General features: G+C 66.5%; 20 protein-coding genes and 1 pseudogene. 17 read left to right on the plus strand and 4 right to left on the minus strand.

Going from position 1 to position 22,758, the window contains the following annotated elements; all coding sequences use genetic code 11:
* Positions 1–91 (plus strand): IS3 family transposase (locus LC407_RS16050; protein WP_140227454.1); only part of this gene is annotated, 91 nt, incomplete at its 5' end.
* 247 nt (positions 92–338) lie between these two features.
* Here LC407_RS16050 and LC407_RS16055 read toward each other — a convergent pair.
* Positions 339–749, minus strand: a pseudogene (locus LC407_RS16055) (hypothetical protein).
* A 423-nt stretch (positions 750–1,172) separates the two neighbouring features.
* Here LC407_RS16055 and rodA point away from each other — a divergent pair.
* The 5 genes from rodA to LC407_RS16080 all read left to right on the plus strand — a co-directional run bounded on the left by rodA (position 1,173) and on the right by LC407_RS16080 (position 6,948).
* Complete coding sequence (gene rodA / locus LC407_RS16060) at positions 1,173–2,249, plus strand: rod shape-determining protein RodA (RefSeq protein WP_223483192.1); 1,077 nt, start codon at positions 1,173–1,175, stop codon at positions 2,247–2,249.
* A 540-nt stretch (positions 2,250–2,789) separates the two neighbouring features.
* A complete protein-coding gene (locus tag LC407_RS16065) occupies positions 2,790–2,975 on the plus strand; it encodes a hypothetical protein (protein ID WP_134833093.1) in 186 nt (61 codons plus the stop codon).
* A 272-nt stretch (positions 2,976–3,247) separates the two neighbouring features.
* Positions 3,248–4,393 (plus strand): lytic murein transglycosylase B, encoded by a 1,146-nt coding sequence (gene mltB / locus LC407_RS16070; RefSeq protein ID WP_223483193.1) that lies wholly within the window; start codon positions 3,248–3,250, stop codon positions 4,391–4,393.
* A complete protein-coding gene (locus tag LC407_RS16075; protein WP_140225485.1) occupies positions 4,390–5,628 on the plus strand; it encodes a septal ring lytic transglycosylase RlpA family protein in 1,239 nt (412 codons plus the stop codon). The genes mltB and LC407_RS16075 overlap by 4 nt, the downstream gene beginning before the upstream one ends.
* Positions 5,629–5,730: 102 nt before the next feature.
* Positions 5,731–6,948 (plus strand): D-alanyl-D-alanine carboxypeptidase family protein, encoded by a 1,218-nt coding sequence (locus LC407_RS16080; protein ID WP_032975369.1) that lies wholly within the window; start codon positions 5,731–5,733, stop codon positions 6,946–6,948.
* A gap of 203 nt (positions 6,949–7,151) precedes the next feature.
* On the opposite strand, the gene LC407_RS16085 is transcribed toward LC407_RS16080, so the two are convergent.
* Positions 7,152–8,225: a lipid A deacylase LpxR family protein gene (locus LC407_RS16085; RefSeq protein WP_059065146.1), complete on the minus strand. Its 1,074-nt coding sequence runs from the start codon at positions 8,223–8,225 to the stop codon at positions 7,152–7,154.
* Between the two features lie 280 nt (positions 8,226–8,505).
* On the opposite strand from LC407_RS16085, the gene LC407_RS16090 reads away from it, so the two are divergent.
* The 7 genes from LC407_RS16090 to gnd all read left to right on the plus strand — a co-directional run bounded on the left by LC407_RS16090 (position 8,506) and on the right by gnd (position 15,982).
* A complete protein-coding gene (locus LC407_RS16090) occupies positions 8,506–8,784 on the plus strand; it encodes a YbeD family protein (RefSeq protein WP_025878705.1) in 279 nt (92 codons plus the stop codon).
* A 56-nt stretch (positions 8,785–8,840) separates the two neighbouring features.
* Positions 8,841–9,485, plus strand: a complete 645-nt coding sequence (gene lipB, locus LC407_RS16095; protein ID WP_223483263.1) for a lipoyl(octanoyl) transferase LipB — start codon at positions 8,841–8,843, stop codon at positions 9,483–9,485.
* A 17-nt stretch (positions 9,486–9,502) separates the two neighbouring features.
* On the plus strand, positions 9,503–10,513 hold the full coding sequence (gene lipA, locus LC407_RS16100) for a lipoyl synthase (protein ID WP_033832023.1): 1,011 nt from the start codon (positions 9,503–9,505) through the stop codon (positions 10,511–10,513).
* 327 nt (positions 10,514–10,840) lie between these two features.
* Positions 10,841–13,018, plus strand: a complete 2,178-nt coding sequence (locus LC407_RS16105) for a carboxy terminal-processing peptidase (RefSeq protein ID WP_025878702.1) — start codon at positions 10,841–10,843, stop codon at positions 13,016–13,018.
* Between the two features lie 174 nt (positions 13,019–13,192).
* On the plus strand, positions 13,193–13,810 hold the full coding sequence (locus LC407_RS16110) for a DUF2242 domain-containing protein (RefSeq protein ID WP_033832021.1): 618 nt from the start codon (positions 13,193–13,195) through the stop codon (positions 13,808–13,810).
* A gap of 17 nt (positions 13,811–13,827) precedes the next feature.
* Positions 13,828–15,066, plus strand: coding sequence for a hypothetical protein (locus LC407_RS16115; protein ID WP_218787997.1), 1,239 nt, complete (start codon positions 13,828–13,830; stop codon positions 15,064–15,066).
* Positions 15,067–15,076: 10 nt separating this feature from the next.
* On the plus strand, positions 15,077–15,982 hold the full coding sequence (gnd, locus tag LC407_RS16120) for a phosphogluconate dehydrogenase (NAD(+)-dependent, decarboxylating) (protein WP_223483194.1): 906 nt from the start codon (positions 15,077–15,079) through the stop codon (positions 15,980–15,982).
* Between the two features lie 372 nt (positions 15,983–16,354).
* Here the strand turns inward: gnd and LC407_RS16125 are convergent, their stop codons facing one another.
* Complete coding sequence (locus LC407_RS16125; protein WP_025878698.1) at positions 16,355–17,398, minus strand: oxidoreductase; 1,044 nt, start codon at positions 17,396–17,398, stop codon at positions 16,355–16,357.
* 188 nt (positions 17,399–17,586) lie between these two features.
* Here LC407_RS16125 and LC407_RS16130 point away from each other — a divergent pair, with 188 nt between their 5' ends.
* The 4 genes from LC407_RS16130 to LC407_RS16145 all read left to right on the plus strand — a co-directional run bounded on the left by LC407_RS16130 (position 17,587) and on the right by LC407_RS16145 (position 21,941).
* Entirely contained in the window at positions 17,587–17,970 is a 384-nt protein-coding gene (locus LC407_RS16130) for a BON domain-containing protein (protein ID WP_025878697.1), read from the plus strand.
* Between the two features lie 200 nt (positions 17,971–18,170).
* Positions 18,171–19,988, plus strand: coding sequence for an ATP-binding protein (locus LC407_RS16135; RefSeq protein WP_025878696.1), 1,818 nt, complete (start codon positions 18,171–18,173; stop codon positions 19,986–19,988).
* Positions 19,985–20,425 carry a response regulator gene (locus LC407_RS16140; protein WP_025878695.1) on the plus strand — a complete coding sequence of 147 codons (441 nt, stop codon included), beginning with the start codon at positions 19,985–19,987 and terminating at the stop codon, positions 20,423–20,425. The genes LC407_RS16135 and LC407_RS16140 overlap by 4 nt, the downstream gene beginning before the upstream one ends.
* A 4-nt stretch (positions 20,426–20,429) precedes the next feature.
* Complete coding sequence (locus LC407_RS16145; RefSeq protein ID WP_080149830.1) at positions 20,430–21,941, plus strand: hybrid sensor histidine kinase/response regulator; 1,512 nt, start codon at positions 20,430–20,432, stop codon at positions 21,939–21,941.
* 71 nt (positions 21,942–22,012) lie between these two features.
* Here LC407_RS16145 and LC407_RS16150 read toward each other — a convergent pair whose 3' ends face one another.
* A complete protein-coding gene (locus tag LC407_RS16150; RefSeq protein ID WP_025878693.1) occupies positions 22,013–22,756 on the minus strand; it encodes a 20S proteasome subunits A/B in 744 nt (247 codons plus the stop codon).
* Between the last annotated feature and the right edge of the window lie 2 nt (positions 22,757–22,758).

Raw genomic sequence — 22,758 nt, forward strand, 5'->3', positions numbered from 1 at the left:
CATCCGGTACTACAACGAAGACCGTATCCGACTGAAACTAAAGGGCCTGAGCCCGGTAAAGTACCGGGAACAGGTCGCGCTGGCCGCCTGATCCCCCAACTGTCCAACTTTAGGGGGTCACTTCACCCTGGGGGCTTGGCCGCGGCATCCATGCCGCGGACACCCCCGCGAACCCACCCCGCCCGGCCTCTGACAGTTTCCTGCGGTGGCCACCCACGCAAAGAGAAATAAAGCAGAGCAGAAGTGGGTCGCTTCGCTCTTTGTAGTGCCGAGCCATGCTCGGCTCAGGGCCGGCATGCGCTGTACGAGAGGCAGGCGAGGGCACAGCGACGTGCGCATTACGCGGCCTGCAACTGCACATCCACATATTCCGACAGGCCTCGGCAGGCCAGCAGCAGTCCTTCGCGGGCGTCGTCGGGCAGATGCTGCGTGTCGTCCCCGTCCACGCGTACGCGTTAGCTGGCGTGCAGCAGTTCCAGCAGGAAGGTCAGCCCGGCATTGGCGCGGTCGATGCGCGCCATCGCCATGCACTGCGCCTGCGTTCGCCCTTTGCTCGGCCACGGCTGGCCATCTGCCGCTTCCACCTGGCGGATGCGCTGCAGGCAGTCCAGCAGGGTAGGGCCGCCCGGCGCGTTGGCGGCCTGCGTTGCAGTGAGCGTGGTTTCCAGCGCGCGGGCGATGTCATGCGGCAGCTGGTGAGCAGCCTCGCCCAGCGTGGCGAACAGGTACGGGTAGGTGGAAGCGGACATGGCGGGGTCCTCGTGCGGTCGGCAAGGGCCACCCCGCGTGGAGGCGAGGGTGGCAGGCGATGCGTGGCTCCAATACCGGTGACCAAGTGTGAAAGCGCCGGCGGGCACGAGGCCCTCCACGCACCGCCCGCCAAAGACGCACGGACGGATTGCCAGCCGACGCCGCTAAACAAGGAAAAAGCGACGCCGGCTGGCAAGCGTAAACAACACTTGGGTCAACGGGATTGGAGTCCCGTGCCACCCGTTGTCGGTGGCCGCACATGATGTGCACGTGGCCCTTGTGGCTCCAATCAGAATTGTTTGAAACCCGGAAAATCCGGGCGCCCAAGGCAGTTGTCGCCGAAGGAGTCGATAGCGTCAAACAGCGCTGACAGCTTCGCGAAAGCGCCGGTTGCTACCGTGCCGCGGGTGAAATGGAAACGAATGCTTGGTGGCTGCCGTGAGGCGCTGCGTACGATCGATCTGCCGTTGCTGATCGCGTTGTTGATCCTGATGGGCGCAGGCCTGGCGGTGCTGCACAGCGTGAATGGGCCGGTGCACGGGCAGGCGATGCGCTTTGCCGGTGGCCTGGTGGCGATGTGGCTGCTGTCGCGGGTTTCGCTGCTGCGCCTGCGCGCGTGGACGCCGGCGATCTATGCACTGTCGATGCTGCCGCTGATGGCGGTGTACGTGATCGGCACCGGCAAATACGGACAGCGCTGGCTCAACCTCGGCGTGTTCTACCTGCAGCCTTCGGAACTGCTCAAGCTCAGCCTGCCGTTGATGATGGCCTGGTATCTGCACCGCCAGCCGCTGCCGCCATCGCCGCGCACGGTGCTGACGGCCGCAGTACTGATCGGGGTGCCAGCGCTGCTGATCCTGATGCAGCCCAATCTCGGTACCGCCACCCTGGTCACCGCCAGCGGCGTGTTCGCCCTGCTGCTGGCGGGCCTGCAGTGGCGCTGGGTGGCGGCCGGACTGGGCGCGGTGTCGGTGGCTGCGCCGTTGGCCTGGTTCGGGCTGCTGCGGCAATACCAGAAGAATCGCGTGCTGACCTTCCTGGATCCGGCTGCCGATCCGTTGGGCACCGGCTGGAACATCCTGCAGTCGCGCATCGCCATCGGCTCGGGTGGCATGCAGGGGCGCGGCTGGGGCCACGGCACACAGGCCACGCTGGATTTCCTGCCCGAGTACACCACCGATTTCGCGTTCTCGGTGCTTGCCGAGGAATTCGGCTGGATTGGCGTGGTGGTGGTGTTCGCGCTGTATCTGTTCGTGGTCGGGCGTTGCCTGTCGATCGCGGTGCAGGCACGCGACACACACGCGCGGTTGTTGGCTGGGAGCCTCGGCCTGGCGTTCTTCGTGTACGTGCTGGTCAACGGCGGGATGATTTCCGGATTGCTGCCGGTGGTGGGCATTCCGATGCCGTTGATCAGTTATGGCGGCACCTCGGCGGTGTCGTTGCTGGCGGGGATCGGGCTGGTGATGGCGGTGCGGGGGCATCGGCCGGTGCACGCGTAGGTTTCCAGCCAACGGCGCAGCCCCTCGTGGGTGGGGCGGGTGGGTCGTGGAAAGCTGGATTGCTGAGGGCTGGCCGGGCGGGTGGATAGTGCGGGGACGCCGTGAACCCATCCCTGGGGGCTTGTCCGCGGCATCCATGCCGCGGACACCCCGCACTACCCACCCGCCCGGCCGCTGACAGGTTCCTGCGGCGTCCACCACGCAAGAAGAAAAAGAAGATCAAAAGCAAAAGCAGCATGGCCGGTTGCCCACGCTTCCTGTAGAGCCGAGCCCACGCTCGGCTCAGAGCGAAGCGACCCGCTGTTGCTCTTCGCTCTTCTTTTTTCTCTTTGCGTGGGTGGACGCCGCAGGAAACCGTCAGAGGCCGGGCGGGTGGGGTTCGCGGGGGTGTCCGCGCCATGGATGGCGCGGCCAAGCCTCCATGGACGGATTCACGGCGTCCCCCGCGAACCCCACCCGCCCGGCCAACCACGGCTGTTGCTTTCAGCGCTCACCCACGAGGGGCTGCGCCGTTCGCCGACCTTCGCCGCCGATGCGCGCATGAATCTGCGCAAGCGCATTTCTGTAATCGTTCCCACAACGCCGCACAGCAGCATCGCCGCTGACGAAGTTCCATTAAAAGTGGGCGCCAATTCACATTTTGACGCCGCGTTGATCCTGATCAATGGACTTGTCGCAATCGGCCTGCACAATGGCGGCCCGTTCGGCATGGCGCGCCGTCTTTGATGCAGCGCGAGGGGCGTCGGATGGGAAAGCAGTACTGATCCAACGGGTACAGGGAGCGCGGAGCACTGCCACTGGGGAGCGGCAGCCGCGCAGGTACCGACCGGGTCCGGCGGCCGGTTGCGTCTGCGGGGATGGGGACGCAACCGGCAACCTCTGCCTGAATGGGGCAGGTCAATCACAACGTCTTCACATTTCGCGCTGAACGCGTGCAAATCGTTGTGATTCATGGTGTTAGGGGTTTTAATTCATCCATGACCTGCTAACCTGCGGTGATGATTCGACGTTCTCTGGCCTGCATGCTCACCCTCGGCCTGGTCGCCTGCGCGACCCAGCCGACGTCCCCACCGACTTCGCCACAGGCCAGCAGTACGCCGCGCCACCCGGCGGCCAAGCCCCACGGCCCGGCCGAGGCCGCGCCGGAAGCGACCGCGGCCACGGCAGCACCGGTCGATCTCACCCCGGTGCCGTTCGAAACCGCGCGCGCCAGATTCATTGCCGACACCGCCAAGCGCTACGGACTCAAGCCCGACGAGATCCGCAACGTGCTCGACCAGGCGCAGGTGCGCCAGCCGATCATTGCTGCCATGTCGCGGCCGGCCGAACGGGTCAAGCCGTGGAACGAATACCGGCCGATGTTCATCAGCAAGGCACGCATCGATGGCGGCAAGGCGTTTCTTGCCCAGCATCGCGCCGAACTGGACCGTGTGCAGCAGCGCACCGGCGTGCCGGCGGAAGTGATCGTGGCGATCATCGGCGTGGAAACCAGCTACGGCAAGAATGCCGGCAGCCATCGCGTGCTCGATGCGCTGTACACCCTGGCCTTCTATTACCCGCGCAGTGGCGACCCGGCCAAGCTGGAGCGCGAAGTGCGCCGCGAGCTGTTCTTCCGCGATGAACTGGCCAAGCTGTTCGAGCTGGGCCGCGAGGAAAAGCTGGACATCACCACGCTCAAGGGCAGCTATGCCGGTGCGATGGGTATGGGCCAGTTCATGCCCTCCAGCTACCTGGATTACGCCGTGGACGGCAACGGCGATGGTCGCCGTGACCTGTTCACCAGCTACGACGACGTGTTCTCGTCCATCGCCAACTACTTCGTGAAGAAGGGTGGCTGGGTGCGCGGCGGCCAGGTCGCCGTGCCGGCCACGCTCGCCGCCGGCCGCGAGGAGTTCAACCCGACCGAGTGGATGCCCACCTGGTCGCTGGCCGACCTGGCCCAGCGCGGCTACCAGCCCAGCGCGCCGGTGCAGCCGGGTGCCACCGCCACCCCGATCACCCTTGAAGGCAGCACCGGCAAGCAGTACTGGCTGGGCTTCCAGAACTACTACGCAATCACCCGCTACAACCTCTCGAAGATGTACGCGATGGCCGTGTTCCAGTTGTCGCAGGCCGTTGCCGGACAGGAGCTGCCCCCGGCATGAACATCAGATGGCTGGTCCCTGGATTGATCGTCCTCGCGCTGGCCGCCTGCAGCAGCGCGCCGAAAAAGCCGGCGACCGCCGGCCACGGTGGCAAGCCGTCCGGCACGGTGGTGCAGGGCAAGGGTGGGCGTCCGGCGCATTGTCCGGAGGGCTCGCCGTACGCGGCGGCCACCGAGGACCTGTCCACCCGTGGCAACTACACCGCCGGTGGCCTGTACAAGCCCGGCGTGAAAGACACCACGCCCAGTTACGTGCCCAACGTGGCCTGTATTCCCGAGCCGGTGGTGACCAATGAGGATCGCTCGGCGATCGGCAACAAGTCGCCCTACGTGGTGCTGGGCAAGCAGTACAAGGTGCTCGACGACACCCGCAACTACGTTGAACGCGGCACCGCTTCGTACTACGGCGCCAAGTTCCATGGCCGCCTGACCTCCAACCGCGAGGTCTACGACATGTACCAGTTCACCGCTGCGCACAAGACCCTGCCGCTGCCCAGCTTCGCCCGCGTGACCAACCTGGACAACGGCGAATCGGTGATCGTGCGCGTCAATGATCGTGGCCCGTTCCACGATGGCCGCGTGGTCGATCTCAGTTACGCCGCCGCTGTGCGCCTGGGCATCACCCAGCGCGGTACCGGCAACGTGGAAGTGCGCGCAGTGCAGCCGGGTGAAACCAACCTGATGGCGCAGAAGCCGTCGCGCCGCGAACGCCGTGCTGCGGAAGCGGCTACCGCTGCCGTCGCCAGCGCACGTCCCGCACCCGCCGCACGTGCGGTTGCCGACAGCGACATCGATCGACTGGTCAAGCGCCTGCCGGCCGACGCCGCGCCCGAGCGCGGCCAGCCGGCTACCACCCAGGCCGCTGTCAGCACGATGCCGGAAGTGGCGGTCAGCAGCCTGCCGCCCAGCGCCCCCGCGTCGCGTCCGGCAGCGCCGGTCGTGGCCACCGCCATGCCGCGCAGCCCGGCCCCGGCCAGCAGCCCCAGCCTGTCGCAGAAGGTGGTGGGCGCGGTGATGCTGCAGGTCGCCAGCTTCTCCAACCGCGACAACGCCAACCGGGCGATGGGCCAGCTCAACGCTGCCGGCATCGTCGGTGCCACCATCAGCGACATCGCTGCCGGTGGTCGTACCCTGTGGCGCCTGCGGGTACCCGCCAGCGACCATGCCAGCGCGGCGGAACTTGCCGGGCGCATCTCGGGTCTGGGCTTTGGCTCGCCACAGATCGTCAAGGACTGATTCCGCCCGGGCCGGTGCTGCCGGCCCTTGCCACCTCGGCCTTACAATGGCCACCTCGCCCCATCCTTCATTTTCCGGCCGTCCCCTGGAGCCTGCTGTCCCATGAATTTCCGTTCCGCCGCCACTGCCCTGGCCGCCACCCTGGTGGTGGGCCTGGCCTCCGCCCAGACGCCGCTGCCGACCCCGGCCACCCCGGCGCCTGCCGCCGCTGCTGCCCCCGCCACCGTGGCCACGCCGCCGGCGCCTGCACCCAGCGTTTCCAAGGCCTGGGTGCTGATGGACTACGCCACCGGCCAGGTGCTGGCAGGCGAGAACATCAACGAACAGCTGGCCCCGGCCAGCATCACCAAGGTGATGACGTCGTACGTGATCGCCGCCGAGGTCAAGAACGGCAAGGTCCGTCCCGATGACCAGGTGATGATGAGCGAACGCGCCTGGCGCGAAGGTGGTGCCGGCACCGACGGCAGCTACAGCGGCTTCCCGGTCAACCAGACCGCGCGCCTGGAAGACATGGAAAAGGGCATGGCGATCCAGTCCGGCAATGACGCCGCGATCGCCCTGGCTGAGCACGTGGCCGGCAGCGAAGAAGCCTTCGCTTCGCTGATGAACAGCTACGCCGCCAAGATCGGCATGAAGAACTCGCACTTCGTGAACGCCCACGGCTTGACCGCCCCGGGCCATCACAGCAGCGCCTACGACCTGGCCCTGCTGGGCCGCGCGATGGTGCGCGACTACCCGGAAACCTACGCGTACAACAAGATCAAGGAATTCCAGGTCGGCACCATCAAGCAGCCCAACCGCAACCTGCTGTTGTGGCGCGATGGCAGCGTGGACGGCATCAAGACCGGCCACACCTCCGAGGCCGGCTACTGCCTGATGAGCTCGGCCCAGCGCGGTGACCAGCGCCTGGTCGCCGTGGTGCTGGGCGGCGCGTCGGAAAAGCAGCGCGCCGATGACAGCCTGGCCCTGTTGAACTGGGGCTTCCGCTTCTTCGAGACCCACCGCCTGTACGAGCCGGGCAAGGCCGTGGCCGAGCACAAGGTATGGAAGGGCACCACCGACAAGGTGCAGCTGGGCGTGGCGCAGCCGATGCTGGTCAGCGTGCCGCGCGGTCGCTACAACGACCTGAAGCCGAGCATCGACGTGCCCAAGACCCTGGAAGCACCGTTCACCGCTGGCCAGCAGATCGGCACCGTCAAGGTCACCCTGGATGGCAAGCTGGTGGCCGAAGCGCCGCTGGTGGCTGTGGCCGCCGTCGAGCAGGCCGGCTTCTTCAAGCGCCTGTGGGACAGCTTCTGGATGTGGTGGGAATCGGAATGATCCGCAGCCTGCTGCGGTGAATGAAAAAGGCCGGCGAATGCCGGCCTTTTTCGTGGGATCCCGCCGGGCATGGCCCGGCGCTACCGATGATCGGGTAGCGCCGGGCCATGCCCGGCGGACGCAGCCCCGGATTACAGCGAGCGATTCAATCCGGTGTGCCGACCAACGGTCGGCACCTACCCGCTTCACCATCAGCCCCTCGCTTACAGCGAGCGGCTGATGGTGAAGCTGCCGAACACCGGGGCTTCGCGCTGGCCATTGAACTCGCGGGTGCTGTGGTAGCGGGCTACCGCGAATTTCCAGCGGCCGCGCATCACTGCCACGCCGTAACCGCCGTAGGCGACCACGTGGCGCTTGTCCACGCTGTGGCTGTTGCGGAACGTGTTGCCGTCCAGGGTGATATCGCGGATCACCCACGCCGCATCGGTGGTGGCGAACATGTGCCACGACCAGCCACTGGGCTTGCCACCCCGGGTCGGCGCGGTGTTCTCGCCGGCCGGGCGCAGCGGGGTGCTGCCGAAATCGTCGGGCAGCTTCCAGCCGAAACGCACTTCGCCGCCGACGTTGGCCTTGGTTTCCAGGTTGCCGATCGAGCCGCCGTAATGGCTGATCGCATCCCAGCCCCAGCCGTCGGCATTGATGCTGGCATCGCCCGGCCAGCGGCGCATGCGCTCGTGGGTCAGCATGAACACCGGTTCGTTGTGCAGCTGGTTGTCCCAGCCCTGGAATTTCTCATCACCCAGCACGTCGTGCACCGCGTTCTGCACCTGCCGGCCCTGCGCCCACGGGCCCACCACGCCCAGGGTCAGCAGGGTGGTCTGCAGGTGGTCGCCGCTGCGTGCGTTGTAGCCGAAGCTGGCCACCAGCACGCCCGCATACGGGCGGTCGTCTTCGATCAGGTCCTTCCGGGTGAAATCGGTGGGGGTGAAGATGCCCTGGGCCAGGCTGAAGATCATGTTCTGCTGTTCGAACCTGCCCGGGTGCAGTGCCTCCAGGTGGCTGTTCACCCAGCGCGCCAGGCGCGGCAGGCACGGGTCGTCGGTGTAATCGACCAGGTTGGGCGAGACCAGGGTCAGCTGGGCGCCGTTGGTATAGCCCTGATCCTGGTGGCGGCCGCCGAACAGGTCGTTGTCGACGCGGAAATTGACCTGCGGCGGATGCTCGCGCATCGCGTCCGGGCCGCATTGCTCGGCTGCGTAGGCGGAAAGGGGGAGGGCGGTGGCCAGCAGGCCGGACAATCCAAAGGATGCGAGGTAGCGCATGGATGGGATGATCATCGGGAAGGGGGCTTTTGTCTGTCGTTTTATGCAACGACACGGTACTCCCGGCGCTGTGATGGAACGAGCGCGCTGGGATCACTTGTCTGTTCCGAAAACAACATTGTCTGATCGATACAATCGGTTACCGCAGGTGAAGCCGCAGCGATGGGGCAGGGGCCCTGGGAGGTGGGTCCCAGCCTGAATGGATGTTCAGCTGCAACGCAGCGGCCCGCCCGCAGTGCCGCCGGCTTACATGAATACTCTTGGGTTTGTTGCCCTGCGGCCCGATAATGGGCGCATGGAAATCAAGTCCGACAACCCCGAACACGGCTTCCAGTTCCCCGGTCAGTTCGAGCTCAGCGCGATGGGCCCGGCCAACCGCGGCCTGGAGCATGAACTCCCCCGCCTGCTGCTGGCTGCTGGCGTCGACGTGGTGAACGAGCGCATCAGCTGGAAGCATTCGTCCAACGGCAAGTACGTCTCGGTGCGCCTGGTCTTCCGGGCCGAGAACCGCGATCAGTACGACGTGGCCCACCAGGCCCTGCGCGACCACCCGGAAGTGAAGTGGACGGTGTAGCCGTCAGCTGTCCTGCCGAAGCGGCTGCCCCCGAGGCGCGCCCGCCGCGCCCGGCGGTGGTCCGTGACCTGGGGCGCCAGGCCTACGAGCCGGTCTGGCACGCCATGCAGCGTTTCACCGACCAGCGCGACGATGACACGCTGGACGAGCTGTGGGTGGTCGAGCACGATCCGGTGTTCACCCTGGGCCAGGCCGGCAAGGTCGAACACGTGCTGGCGCCGGGTGAGATCCCGGTGGTCCACGTCGATCGCGGTGGCCAGGTGACCTACCACGGCCCCGGCCAGATCGTGATCTATCCGCTGCTGCGGCTGCCGCGGCTGGGCATCGGCGTGCGCGACTACGTATGCCGCATCGAGCAGGCCATCATCGACACCCTGGCGGAATGGAACATCGGTGCCGAACGGCTCGATGGCGCCCCGGGCGTCTACGTCGGCGGTGCCAAGATCGCCGCACTCGGCATCCGCGTGCGGCGCGGCTGCACCTTCCACGGCCTGGCCTTCAACGTGGCCATGGACCTCGACCCTTTCCACCGCATCAACCCCTGTGGTTACGAGGGGTTGCAGGTGACCACGGTGCTAGACTTGGGCGGTCCGTCCGGGATGGACGCCGTCAAGCCGGTGCTGCTGGACCACCTGGCCCGCCAGTTCGGCCTGCTGCTGCAGCCCGTGCCTGAACTGCCTGATCTCTCTGCGGCCGCCTGACCGCCCCCGGAAACGCCATGACTGAAACCACTGCCCGCACCATACCCCTGCAGATCGTGCAGGCCGAGCTTCCGTCCACCGCGCCGTTGCAGGCCGGGGTCAAGCAGATGGGTGGGGACAAGATCAACCGTTCGCCGGTGCAGTTCGCCGACGTGCCGGTGCTGCGCAAGCCCTCCTGGATCCGCGTGCGCATTCCTTCGGGCAATGCCGTGCAGAACCTGAAAGCCAAGCTGCGCGAGAACCGCCTGGTGACCGTGTGCGAGGAAGCCAGCTGCCCGAACATCCACGAATGCTTCGGCCACGGCACCGCCACTTTCATGATCCTGGGCGAGGTCTGCACCCGCCGCTGCTCGTTCTGCGACGTGGCACACGGCCGGCCGAAGCCGCCCGATGCCAACGAGCCGGCCAGCCTGGGCCAGACCGTGGCCGACATGGGCCTGAAGTACGTGGTGGTGACCAGCGTCGACCGCGATGACCTGCGCGACGGCGGTGCCCAGCACTTCGTCGACTGCATCACCGCCATCCGCGAGAAATCGCCGGGCACCCGCATCGAAGTGCTGACCCCGGATTTCCGCGGCAAGGGCCGCATGGAGCGCGCGCTGGAGATCCTCGCGCAGAACCCGCCGGACGTGTTCAACCACAACATCGAAACCGTGCCGGACCTGTACCGCAACGTGCGCCCGGGTGCCGATTACCAGTGGTCGTTGAACCTGCTGAAGAACTTCAAGGCGCAGCACCCTGACGTACCGACCAAGTCGGGCATCATGCTGGGCCTGGGCGAAGACTTCGAACAGATCAAGGCCACCATGCGCGACCTGCGTGCGCACAATGTGGACATGATCACCATCGGCCAGTACCTGCAGCCGACCGCGCACCACCACCCGGTGCTGAAGTATTGGACCCCGGACGACTACAAGGCGCTGGAAGTCTACGGTTACGAGCTGGGCTTCAGCCACGTGGCCTCCGGCCCGATGGTGCGCTCGTCGTACCACGCCGACGTGCAGGCCAAGGGCGCCGGCGTTTCCTGAGGCTCCGCCGGTGGGTGCGGACCGTTGGTCCGCACACCTCATCCCCGCCGGGCATGGCCCGGCGCTACCGATGGGTGCCACCACCACCGATGGGTGCCACCACCACCGATGGGTGTCACCATCACCGATGGGTGTCACCATCACCATGGTGGGTGCGGACCGTTGGTCCGCACGCCTTTGCCTGCATTCACAATTTGCTACACCGGCCCCGCTAGGCTGGTTTTCCACTGGAAGTGGACGGGTGACAAACCCGGCAACTTTCGGCACTGTCGTGGTGTCTGAACACCCTGCAGTCTCCCCCTTGGCAAGGCGCCTTCGAGCACGTCAATGAAATTCAAAGCCCCCGCATTCCTGATGGCCCTGGCGCTGGTTGCGCCGTTGGCGCTGGCGGCCAAGGCCGACTCGCCGGCGTTGCCGGCGGCGGCTACCGCCGATCAGGTGACCACCTCCAAGCTGGTATACGGCCTGTTGTCCGACAGCCGCTACGCCTATCGCCCGCGTGCGCTCGATGAAGCCACCTCCAAGGATGTGTTCAAGCGCTACCTGGAGACCCTGGACGGCGGCAAGCAGTACTTCACCCAAGCCGACATCACCCGCTTCGCACCGTTCCAGGCCGGCATTGCCAATGCCATCCGCGGCGGCGAGCTGGAGCCGGCCTTCCAGGTGTTCGCGGTCTACAAGCAGCGCGTCGGCGAGCGTGTGGCCTACGCGCGCAAGCTGCTCAAGCAGGAACCGGATTTCACCACCGACGAGCGCTTCGAGTACGACCGCAAGGACGTGCCGTGGGCAGCGTCCAACGCCGAGCTCGACGAGCTGTGGCGCAAGTCGGTGAAGAATGACTGGCTGCGCCTGAAGCTGGCCGGCAAGAAGTCCGATGACATCCGCAAGACGCTGGACAAGCGTTACGCCACCCTGGAAAAGTCGGTCAACGAGCTGAAGGGCGAAGACACCTTCCAGTTCTTCATGAACGCCTACACCAGCGCGGTTGATCCGCACACCGATTACTTCACCCCGCGTACCGCCGAGAACTTCAACCAGGCGATGTCGCTGTCGCTGGAAGGCATCGGCGCGCAGCTGCAGCGCCAGGACGACGTGGTGGTGATCCGCGAGATCATCGCCGGTGGTCCGGCGGCTGTGGACGGCACGCTGAAGCCGGGTGACCGCATCGTCGGCGTCGGCCAGGGCAAGTCCGGGCTGGTGGAAGATGTGATCGGCTGGCGCATCGATGATGTCGTGGCCAAGATCCGTGGCGCCAAGGACACCCAGGTGAAGCTGGAGTTCATTCCGGCCGAAGCGGGCGTCGACGGCAAGCACCACACCCTGGTGCTGACCCGGCAGAAGGTGCGCCTGGCCGAACAGGCCGCCAAGGGCGAGACCATGACCATCCCGGCCGTCAATGGCGAGCCGGCACGCAAGGTCGGCGTGATCAAGCTGCCGACCTTCTACCAGGACTTCGAAGGCCGTCGTCGCAACGCCACCGATTACGCGTCGGCCACCCGCGACGTGGCCAAGCTGCTGGCCGGTTTCAAGACCGACAAGCTGGACGGCGTGGTGCTGGACCTGCGCAACAACGGTGGCGGTTCGCTGGATGAGGCCATCGAGCTGACCGGTCTGTTCATCGAGCAGGGTCCGGTGGTGCAGGTGCGCGAATCCGGTGGCCGGGTCACCGTCAACAGCGACCGCAACCAGGGCGTGGCATGGGACGGTCCGCTGGCCGTGCTGATCAACCGTGGTTCGGCCTCGGCGTCGGAAATCTTTGCTGGTGCCATCCAGGACTACGGCCGCGGCCTGGTCATCGGTGAAACCAGCTTCGGCAAGGGCACGGTGCAGAACATCGTCGACCTGGACCGTTGGCCGAGTGGCGAAGCCCAGCGCTTTGGCCAGGTGAAGCTGACCATCGCCCAGTTCTTCCGCATCAGCGGCAGCAGCACCCAGCACAAGGGTGTGGTGCCGGACCTGGCGTTCCCGGCCAGCGTCGATGCCACCGAGTTCGGCGAGAGCACCTACGACAATGCCCTGCCGTGGACCCGTATCGCCGCGGTGCCGCACACCCAGTACGGCAACTTCGCGCCGCTGCTGCCGAAGCTGGAAACGCGTCACGACGCGCGCATCGCCACCGACAAGGAATTCCAGTGGTGGAACGAGGACGTGGAGCAGTTCCGTACTGAAGCGGCGAAGAAGTACGTCTCGCTGAATGAAGCGACCCGACGTGCCGAGCGCGAGCGCCAGGACACCCAGCGCAAGCAGCGCCAGATCGTGCGCAAGGAACTGGGCCTGGCCCTGGACCCGCTGGCCGATGACAGCAGCGATGACGGCCTGACCGGGAACGAGCGCGACATCGTCAAGGATGCCGCCCGCGAGAAGGCCGCCGAGAAGCGTCCGGATCCGTTGCTGCGTGAATCGGCCTCGATCCTGGCCGACGCGGTGAACCTGCTGGAGGCCGACCGTCCGCTGTCGGCGCAGGTCCTGCCGCAGTCCACCGCCGCAGGCCGCTGGGCCGACTGATTGACTGAAAAAGGGGACGGAGGGGTCAAGTCGTTAGTGGCACAAACGACTTGATCCTTCCGTCCCCTTTTTGCATGAACCGGGTACAACGGTGGGGGACGTGCCCGGTGTTTTCGACCCGGCGCACACGGGCAGGGGGCTACCCTCGGGGATACCGTCTTCGCAGGAGTACCCATGCGGGCCTCCCTTCTTTCTGCTTCCCTGCTGGCTGCCACCAGTGCCTTGGCATTGACCGCCTGTGGCGGTCGTGCCGCCGACAGCAGTCTGTTGCGGGAGTCCTTCGACTCCGGCGACACCTTCTCGCGCACCGTCGATGGGCGGCCGGCCGAAGCCTGCGAAGCAGCCCGGCGCACGCTGCTCAGCCAGGGCTATGCGATCGCACGCTCGGACGATGCGCAGGTGGAAGGCAACAAGAACTTCCAGCCGCGCGAGGACGACCATGAGCAGCTGGTGCTGCGTATCTCGTGCGCGCCGCGTGGCAGCCAGGCGTTGGTGTTCGTCAGCGCCGTGCAGGACCGCTATGCACTGAAGAAGAGCCCGACCTCGGCCAGTGTGGGCGTGGGCGCGCTGGGCTCGGTGTCGCTGCCGTTCGGCAGCAATGACGACTCACTGGTGAAAGTGGCCAGCAGCACGATCACCGATGCCGAGTTCTATCGGCGCTTCTTCCAGCGCCTGCAGCAGTACCTGCCAGCGGCAGCGAAGCCAGAGCCGCAACCGCAACCGGCCGCGTCGCCGCAGCCTCCTGCCGGGCCTGAGCCCGAACCAGCGCCGGCAGCAACGGACCAGGGCTGAGCGTGCGCGGCAGGGTGATCGCGTGGGCCCTGCTGCTGGGCTGGCCCCTGAGCACGCTGGCCGCTACGGCCGAGTGCAGCCAAGGCCTGCTGCAGCGGCTGGGATGGCGCTTTGAAACCGCAACGATTACCACGCCACAGGTAGAGGGTGGGCCGGTGTGTACGCGTGCCTCGCTGGCCGAAGCGCAGGCGGCCGGTGATCTACGCGTGCGCTGGCCCGGAACGCTGGCCGAGGCCGACCGGCAGGCCCTGTTGCAGCAGTTGCTGGATGACCCGGCCACGGTCTGTGCCTACGCCTTTGAACTGGGCGCTGCCGTGCAACGCGCTACGCAGGCACTGCAGGACAATGAATCCTTCCGCTTCACCGGTGTGCAGCTGGGCTGGATCGGCTTTGGCGCACGCGGTGCTCCGGCACAGGGATGGCAGCGGGTGCGCAGCTTCGGTCGTGGCTATGTGCCGGCCGCCAGCAACAGCCGCGCGCTGGATGCGTTCTATACGGGCCACGTGCGCGCCGAGTGCGGTGTCGGCCGCCAGGTCGCGCAGCTGGCTGCGCAGCGCGAGCTGTACGGCGATGCCGCCTTCGATGCGGAATTCGCGCCCGCCGAACTGTCCATCGGCACGTTCCTTGGCCTGCACGACACCGACAGCATCCTGCTGGGCGCGCAGGCCGGCCAGTTCATGGCCGACGGCAAGGCCGTGCGCACGTCGGCGATGGGTCGGCAGGCCTTTGTCGGGTTGCCGGGCTTCATCGAACACGTCTTCGACAAAGGCACCTTGGACGATCTGAGCAACCAGGCGGAGAACTTCGTCGTGGTGGAGGTGGGCGCAGGCGCGGCGCAGGCACTGGCGGAGCACGGTGGCCTGGCCTGGTATGACCAGCGCAACCGTGCCCTGTGGCAGCTGGCGCAGGGCATTCCGCGTGTCGGCCAACGCTATTTCGAGCGGCTGTTGTACGAGCGCGATCCGGCGCTGCGTGCGCAGCTGGCCCCGCGCTATCGTGACGTGGTGCAGCAGATGGACCAGTTGCTGGACGATCCGTTCTACCAGCAGTTCGTGATCTACGCGCACCCACGCGGTATACGTCCTGTCGGCTACCACATCATCCGCCTGCTCGACCGGAATCCGCGCACGCCGTTTTCCATCGACCTGGCGTTGCACAATCTGCATACCACGCTCTACCGGCGTTGGCGCGAGGCGCAGTTGCGCCACTGCGCAGCCACCGGCAGGCCAGGCAGCCTGACCCTAGACCCCAACTGAAGGTGAAACAATGGATATTGCAATGATCGGCCTCGGCCGGATGGGCGCCAACATGGCCCAGCGCCTGCACCGCGGTGGCCACCGCGTTGTCGGCTACGACCCGGGCGAGGGCGCCCGCCAGCGCGCCGCCGAGGCCGGCCTGGAGGTGGTTGATTCGCTGGCCGCCGCAGTGGCCGCGCTGCCGGTGCCGCGCGTGGTGTGGCTGATGGTGCCCGCCGGTGAGACCGTGGACCAGACGCTGGGCCAGTTGACCCCGCACCTGGCCGAAGGTGACATCGTCATCGACGGTGGCAACTCCAACTACCAGGACTCGATCCGTCGCGCCAAGGCGCTGGCCGAAGATGACCTGGGCTACGTGGACTGTGGCACCAGCGGCGGCGTGTGGGGCCTGCAGGAAGGCTACAGCCTGATGGTGGGTGGCGATGCAGCGGTGGTCGAACAGATCGCACCGCTGCTGCGCACGCTGGCACCGGCCGAGGACCACGGCTGGGCGCGCGTCGGCCCTCCCGGCGCAGGCCACTTCACCAAGATGGTCCACAACGGCATCGAGTACGGAATGATGCAGGCCTACGCCGAAGGCTTCGCGTTGATGGAGCGCAAGCAGGAGATGGAACTGGACCTGGCCCAGGTGGCCGAGGTCTGGCGCCACGGCAGCGTGGTGCGTTCGTGGCTGCTGGACCTCAGCACCGAAGCGCTCAAGCGCAATCCCTCGCTGGATGGCATCGCACCGTACGTGGAAGATTCCGGTGAAGGCCGCTGGACCGTCGCCGAAGCGATCGCGCTGGACGTACCGGCCCCGGTGATCACCCTGTCGCTGCTCGAACGCCTGCGTTCGCGTGAATCGAACTCGTTCACCGACCGCCTGCTGTCGGCAATGCGCAACGAATTCGGCGGCCACGCCATCAAGAAGTCGTAAGTACCGGCCGGGGTCGGATCCCTTTCCGCAGGAAAGGGCTCTGACCCCGCAATTGCGTGAGCGAAGCCAGTCGTGCATGGCTCCACTCTACAAAAAGCCTTCTTTGATCGTTTCTACGTCATCCACGCATGGCGTGGATCTACTGTGTCGACCAAGGTCGACACCCACCAAGAGCAGCGGACAACTGTCGAAGGCGGGGTGGGTCCGGTTGCGGGGGTGTCCGCGGCATGGATGCCGCGGCCAAGCCCCCATGGACGGGTTTACGGCGTCCCCCGCAACCGGACCCACCCCGCCATCCCACGGAATGCCCGCTTTTGACGTTGACGTTGACGTTGACGTTGATTCGGCAGGTGCAGGGCGCAGCCCTGCCGATCACCCCACCTGCACCCGCCGCCCTTCGCGCGCGCTATCCATCCCCGCCTGCAGCAACCGCATCACCTGCAGCGCCTGCTGCGCGCTGACCGTCGGCTCGCCCTCACCCTGCATCGCCGCCGCGAAGTCGGCATACAGGCGCCGGTAGTCGCCCGGCAGGTTGTCCACGGTGCTGCGCAGGACGTTGTCCTCCGCATCGCAGTGCAGCAGCTCGCCGTGGCGCGGATCGATACCCCATCCCGGCGCACCTGGCGCGATGCCGCGACGTAGCTGCCCCTCCTGCACGTCCAGGCCATGCTTGATCCAACTGGCCCGCGTGCCATGCACGGAAAAACGGGGGGCAGGCGCAGCGACCAGTGAACCGGCATGCACGATCGCGCGATGGCGCGGGTAATGCAGTACGGCGTGGAAATAGTCGACGCCGCTGCCGCCTTCGCGCTGCACCGCAAGGTCCGCATCGATCGCCTGCGGACAGCCGAACAGCACCAGCATCTGGTCCAGCAGGTGCGGCCCCAGGTCGTACCACAGGCCGCTGCCCGGCCCGTCCTGCTCGCGCCAGCGTTCGCGCACCTGCGGACGGTAGCGGTCGAAATGTGCGTGGCATTCGGCGATGTCACCGAGCGTGCCGTCGGCAAGCAGCGCCTGCAGGGTCAGAAAGTCCGCATCGAACCGCCGGTTCTGGAACACGGTGGCGATGCGTCCAGCGTCGCGCGCTGCGACCAGCACCTGTTCGGCTTCGCGCACGCTCACGGCGAACGGTTTGTCCACCAGCACATGCTTGCCGGCGGCCAGCGCGGCGATGGCCAATGGCGCGTGCTGTTCGTTCGGCGTGGCGATGACCACCGCATCTACTGCCGGGTCATCGAAGACCTCCTGTGCGGTAGCGCGTACGTGGACGTCGCTGAAGGTGCGCAGCAGCGTATCGCGCTGCGAACTGACCACGCTGTGCAGGGCCAGCCCCGGCGTGTGCTGGATCAGCGGGGCGTGGAAGACGCGGCCGGCAAGGCCGTAGCCGATCAGGGCCAGTTGCAGCTCAGGGCGCATGGGAGGACTCCGCGCAGATCGTGAAGTGCAGGACAGGAACCTCAGGGTAAACGAGATGACTACGCGCCCGGAAGCTGAACCATTCCCGCTGCGGGTGCGCCCATTCACGTGAGCGTGACCGCAGCGCCACGCCTGCACTACAAGCACTTGGCGACACTGGGCGCACCAACCAGTAGGAGAACCAAACGATGAGCACCACGACCCGTACGCTGTTGGCTTCCGCCCTCACCCTGGGCCTGGCGCTGTCCTCCTCGGCCGCATTCGCCCAGGACGCCGCAGCGAAGAGCCCGCCGAAAACCGATCATTCGGCGATGACCCATGCAGACCGCCATGATTCCAACGAGCCGGTCACCGACAGCTGGATCACCACCAAGGTCAAGGCCGATCTGCTCGCCAGCAGCAATGTGCCGGGTACCGAAGTAAAGGTGGAGACGGTCAATGGCGTGGTCAGCCTGAGTGGCACCGTTGCCACCAAGGCCGAGCATGACAAGGCCATCGCCACCGCCAAGGGCATCAAGGGCGTGACCCGCGTTGATGCCGCCGCACTGAAGGTCAGTGCCGCCAAGCGTTGATCGACGCTGCAGGTTATCGGCAGGGGCGCTCCCACGGGGGCGCCCCTGTTTTGTGCTGTGGCGCCTGCTCGATACGTGCTGGTGGGCGCCTCGCCGAATGACCCATTGCCCCAGAGATGTGACCGGCTGCGCTATATTGCCGGTTCCGCCGTGGCCGGTCCTGCCCGGATCGCACTCCCCGGCTGAGCTGACGAGGAACTATGGCGCTGGTTTTCAGTGATGACATCTGGGATCGCTGGCGACTGCCTGCTTTGGCACTGGCAGCGGCAGCCATCATCGTGGTCCCGTGGTTGACCCTGCGCAAACTGCAGCAGGACAACGAACTGGCCATGGGCTGGGTGACCCATACCCAGCAGGTGACCGTGGCCCTGCAGCAGCTGCAGACCGACGTGCGCGACATCGAATCTGCTGCGTTGACGCTGTCCAAGGGCGTGGACGCGCCGGGCCTGCGCGAGCGCATGGGCAAGGCCAACGACATCCCCGAGCGTCTGGCCGAACTGGGCCGGATGACCCGCGACAATCCCGACCAGCTGATCCGCATCGGCCGCATCCAGTCGATGCTGGAAGGCCGGCTGGGGGTTGCGCGTGAACTGGCGAAGTCCGAGCCGAACAGCGACCAGCGCGAGCTGGTGCAGGACCTGAGCACGCGCTACCCGATCCGCGGCCTGGTGGAAGAGCTGCAGGCCAGTGAGGAAGCGCTGCTGGCCCAGCGCACCGCGCAGGCGGAGCGACAGAAGCGGCAGACCAACTTCGTGTCGTGGAGCTCGCTGCTGGTGCAGCTGGCACTGCTCGGCCTGGTGCTGTGGCTGCTGCAACGGCAGATCGGCCGCCGCCTGCAGGCAGAGCGGCAGTCGCAGCGCGCTGCGGCACGCGCGGCGTCGGTGCTGCAGACCGTGCGCGAACCGATCGTGCTGCTGGATCGCGAGCTGCGCGTGCAGCTGCACAATCCCGCGTTCTCCGAATTGTACGGGCTGCAGGATGAGCGCGCCGACGGCCTGCTGCTGGAGGACGTAGGCGAGGGCGCGTGGCGTGACCCGGTGGTGCGCCAGCGTCTGGCCGATGTGTTGCTGCGCGGCCGCGAACTGTGGGATTTCGAACACGAACAACGCACCGTCGACGGCATGTCCCGTTACATGCTGCTCAACGCCCGGCGCATGCCGCTGCCTGACACCGACGATGAAGTGGTGCTGCTGACCGTCAGCGATGTGACCGTGCAGCGTGCGGTGCAGACACGTGTTGAAGAACTGAACCGGCAGCTGGAGGGCAAGGTTGCCCAGGTCTCGGAGGTCAACCGCGAACTGGAAGCGTTCAGCTACTCGGTGTCGCACGACCTGCGCGCGCCGCTGCGCCATGTCGCCGGGTTCTCGGACAAGCTGTCGCGCCATCTGGGCGAGGCTGCCGACGAGAAGAGCCAGCACTACCTGGGGGTGATCTCCGGTTCAGCGCGGCGCATGGCCACGTTGATCGACGACCTTCTGGTCTATTCGCGCCTGGGCCGCGTGGCGATGCGCCAGCAGACCGTGGACATGCAGTCGCTGGTGGCCGATACGCGCGCGATGCTCGACGCGAACGTGCAGAGCGAAGCCGAGAGCAGTGGCCACGCCCATCAGGTGGAGTGGAGCATCGCGCCGCTGCCGATCGTGGTGGGCGACGAAAACATGCTGCGCCAGGTCTGGCTGAACCTGCTGGGCAACGCGGTGAAGTATTCAGCCAACCGCGAGCCGGCCAAGGTCCGCGTGGACTACCAGCAGCAGCCCGATGGCGGTCATCAGTTCACGGTCAGCGACAATGGTGCAGGCTTTGACATGGCCTACGCCGGCAAGCTGTTCGGTGTATTCCAGCGCCTGCACAAGGCCAGCGACTATCCCGGCACCGGTATCGGCCTGGCCAGCGTTCGCAGGGTGCTGACCCGCCATGGCGGCCGCATCTGGGCCGAAGCCGCACCGGATGCCGGCGCCACCTTCCACTTCTATCTTCCCCCCGTGCTCGACACGGACAAACAGGGCCCCATCGCATGACGACGCTGCGCACCATCCTCCTGGCCGAAGACAGCCCGGCCGACGCCGAAATGGCGATCGATGCGCTGCAGGAAGCGCGCCTGGCCAATCCCATCGTGCACGTCGAAGACGGCGTGGAAGTGATGGATTACCTGCTGCGCCGCGGCGCCTTCGCCAGCCGCGAAGAGGGCCTGCCGGCGGTGCTGCTGCTGGACATCAAGATGCCGCGCATGGATGGCCTGGAAGTGCTGCGGCAGATCCGCGAACACGATGAGCTGAAGCGGTTGCCGGTGGTGATCCTGTCCTCCTCGCGCGAGGAAAGCGACCTGGCCCGCAGCTGGGACATGGGCGTGAACGCGTACGTGGTCAAGCCGGTAGACGTGGACCAGTTCTTCGGCGCAGTGCAGACCCTGGGCAAGTTCTGGGCACTGATCAACCAGGCTCCGGAGATCGAGTAGGCCCATGCCCCTGACCGGTCCCGCGCTCGGCGCATTGCGCATCCTGCTGGTGGAAGATTCCCCGGAGGATGCCGAGCTGATGTCCGAACAGATGCTCGATGCAGGCCTTGAGGCCACCTTCGAGCGTGTCGAGAGCGCGGACGACCTGCGCCATGCGTTGGTGCGCTTCCAGCCGGACATCGTGCTGTCCGACCTGAGCATGCCCGGTTTCTCCGGCGACGACGCGCTGCGCATCGTGCGCGATGCGTTGCCGGAGGTACCTTTCATCTTCGTCTCCGGCACCATGGGCGAGGAGAATGCGGTGGCGGCCCTGCAGAAGGGAGCCAACGACTACATCATCAAGCACCAGCCGGCGCGCCTGCCGTCGGCCGTGGCGCGCGCGGTGCGTGAGGCACGCAGCGCCATCGAGCGCTCGCGGGTGGAAACCGAGCTGATGCGCGCGCAACGGCTGGAAAGCCTGTCGTTGCTGGCCGCCGGGCTCAGCCACGATCTGCGCAACATCCTGCAGCCGCTGCTGATCATGCCGGACCTGCTGAAGGCGCGTACCGAAGATCCGCAGCTGCACCACCTGGCCGACGTGATCGCCGAGTGCGGTCGCCGTGGCCATGAGATGGCCGAATCGATGCTGTCGTTCGTGCGTGGCTCGCGCAAGGCCAGCGAACGCATCCACATCGATGACCTGTTCCAGGCCGTGGCGCTGCTGTTGCGCAGCAACGTGCCCGATGGCGTCCGCCTGGACCTGGTGGTCGAGGATGAGGGGCTGGTGGTCGATGCCAACTACACCGAGCTGCAGCAGGTGTTGTTGAACCTGGCGCTCAACGCGATCCAGGCGATGCCCCAGGGTGGCAACCTGAGCCTGACCGCCAGCCATGGTGGCCAGCGCGATGGCGAGGACTGGCTGCGCATCGCGGTTGTCGATGAAGGCACCGGCATGGATGCGGACACGTTGTCGCACCTGTTCAACCCGTTCTTCACCACCAAGGCCGATGGCACCGGGCTGGGCCTGATTTCCTGCAAGCGCATCGTTGAAGGTGCCGGTGGCAGCATCCACGTCGACAGCCAGCTGGGGCGGGGCACCTGCTTCGAGCTGCGCTTGCCGATGCATGCCAGCGCCGAGGGCGGCGAACCGATCGAACAGCTGGTGGCACTGGGCAGTGGCCAGTCGATCCTGGTGGTCGATGGTGAAGCCACCCGCCTGTCGCTGTTGGGCAATGCACTGTCCAGCCAGGGCTATCAGCTGCAGTTGGCCTCCGATGGCCCGGCTGCGCTGCGCTGGATGCAGCAGGAGGCGATGCCGGCGCTGGTGATTGCCGATGCCGGCTCCAAGCTGTTGTCGGCCAGCCAGCTGCTGGGCGAAATGGCCACGCTCGGCTACCGCGGCCCGGCGCTGGTGCTGGAAGACGCTGCCGGGGAGATGCCGGAAGATGTGTTCCCCGCTGGCATCGAGGTGCACCTGCTGCGCAAGCCGCTGCAGATGCAGCAGGTGTTCCGCGCGGTGGCCGACGCGCTGGGCTGAAACAGGGGTAGTGCCGGCCGCTGGCCGGCATCTGTGGTCGGATCATTGCGGTTGCCGGCCATGGGCCGGCACTACCGGTCCTGGGGTTCCCACGGGAACCGCGGCAGGCTTTCCACCGCCTGTTCCAGCCGTCGCGACCAGTTCTGGTGGATGTCGGCGTACAGCGGCGAATCGGCTCCCAGCCGCAGCTGCTGGCTGATCCGCAGTTCGCCGGCGCGCAGCAGCGCCAGGTCCACCGGCAGGCCCACCGACAGGTTGGAACGGATGGTCGAATCCAGCGAGACGATCGCCGTGCGTGCGGCATCTTCCAGGCGCGTGGACGGGGTCAGGATGCGGTCCAGGATCGGCTTGCCGTACTTGGACTCACCGATCTGCAGATAGGGCGTCTCCGGCGAGGCGGCAATGGCGTTGCCCAGCGGATAGACCATGTACAGGCCAGGCTGTTCACCGGCAATCTGTCCACCGAAGATCAGCGTCGCCTGGGTGTTCACCCCGTCGTGGCCATGCTCGGTGTGCTGGCTCTGTACCTGGCTGTCCACCAGCAGGGAGCCGACGTAGGCCGCAGCCTCGAACAGATGGGCCATGTCGCGCAGGTTCGGCGTGCGCCGCTCCTCGGCATCGCGCTTCAGCCGCGACACCAGCAACTGGGTCGTGGCCAGGTTGCCAGCGGCCATCACCACATAGGCGGCCTGGCCGGGATATTCGAACACGTGCAGTTTGCGATGCACGCGGACATCGTCCAGCGCGGCATTGGTGCGGGTGTCGGCGGCGAAGACCAGGCCCTCGTCCACCTCGATTCCAACGCAATAGGTCATGT

The sequence above is a fragment of the Stenotrophomonas sp. OVS01A genome, assembly GCF_019969775.1.
Lineage (GTDB): Bacteria > Pseudomonadota > Gammaproteobacteria > Xanthomonadales > Xanthomonadaceae > Stenotrophomonas > Stenotrophomonas indicatrix.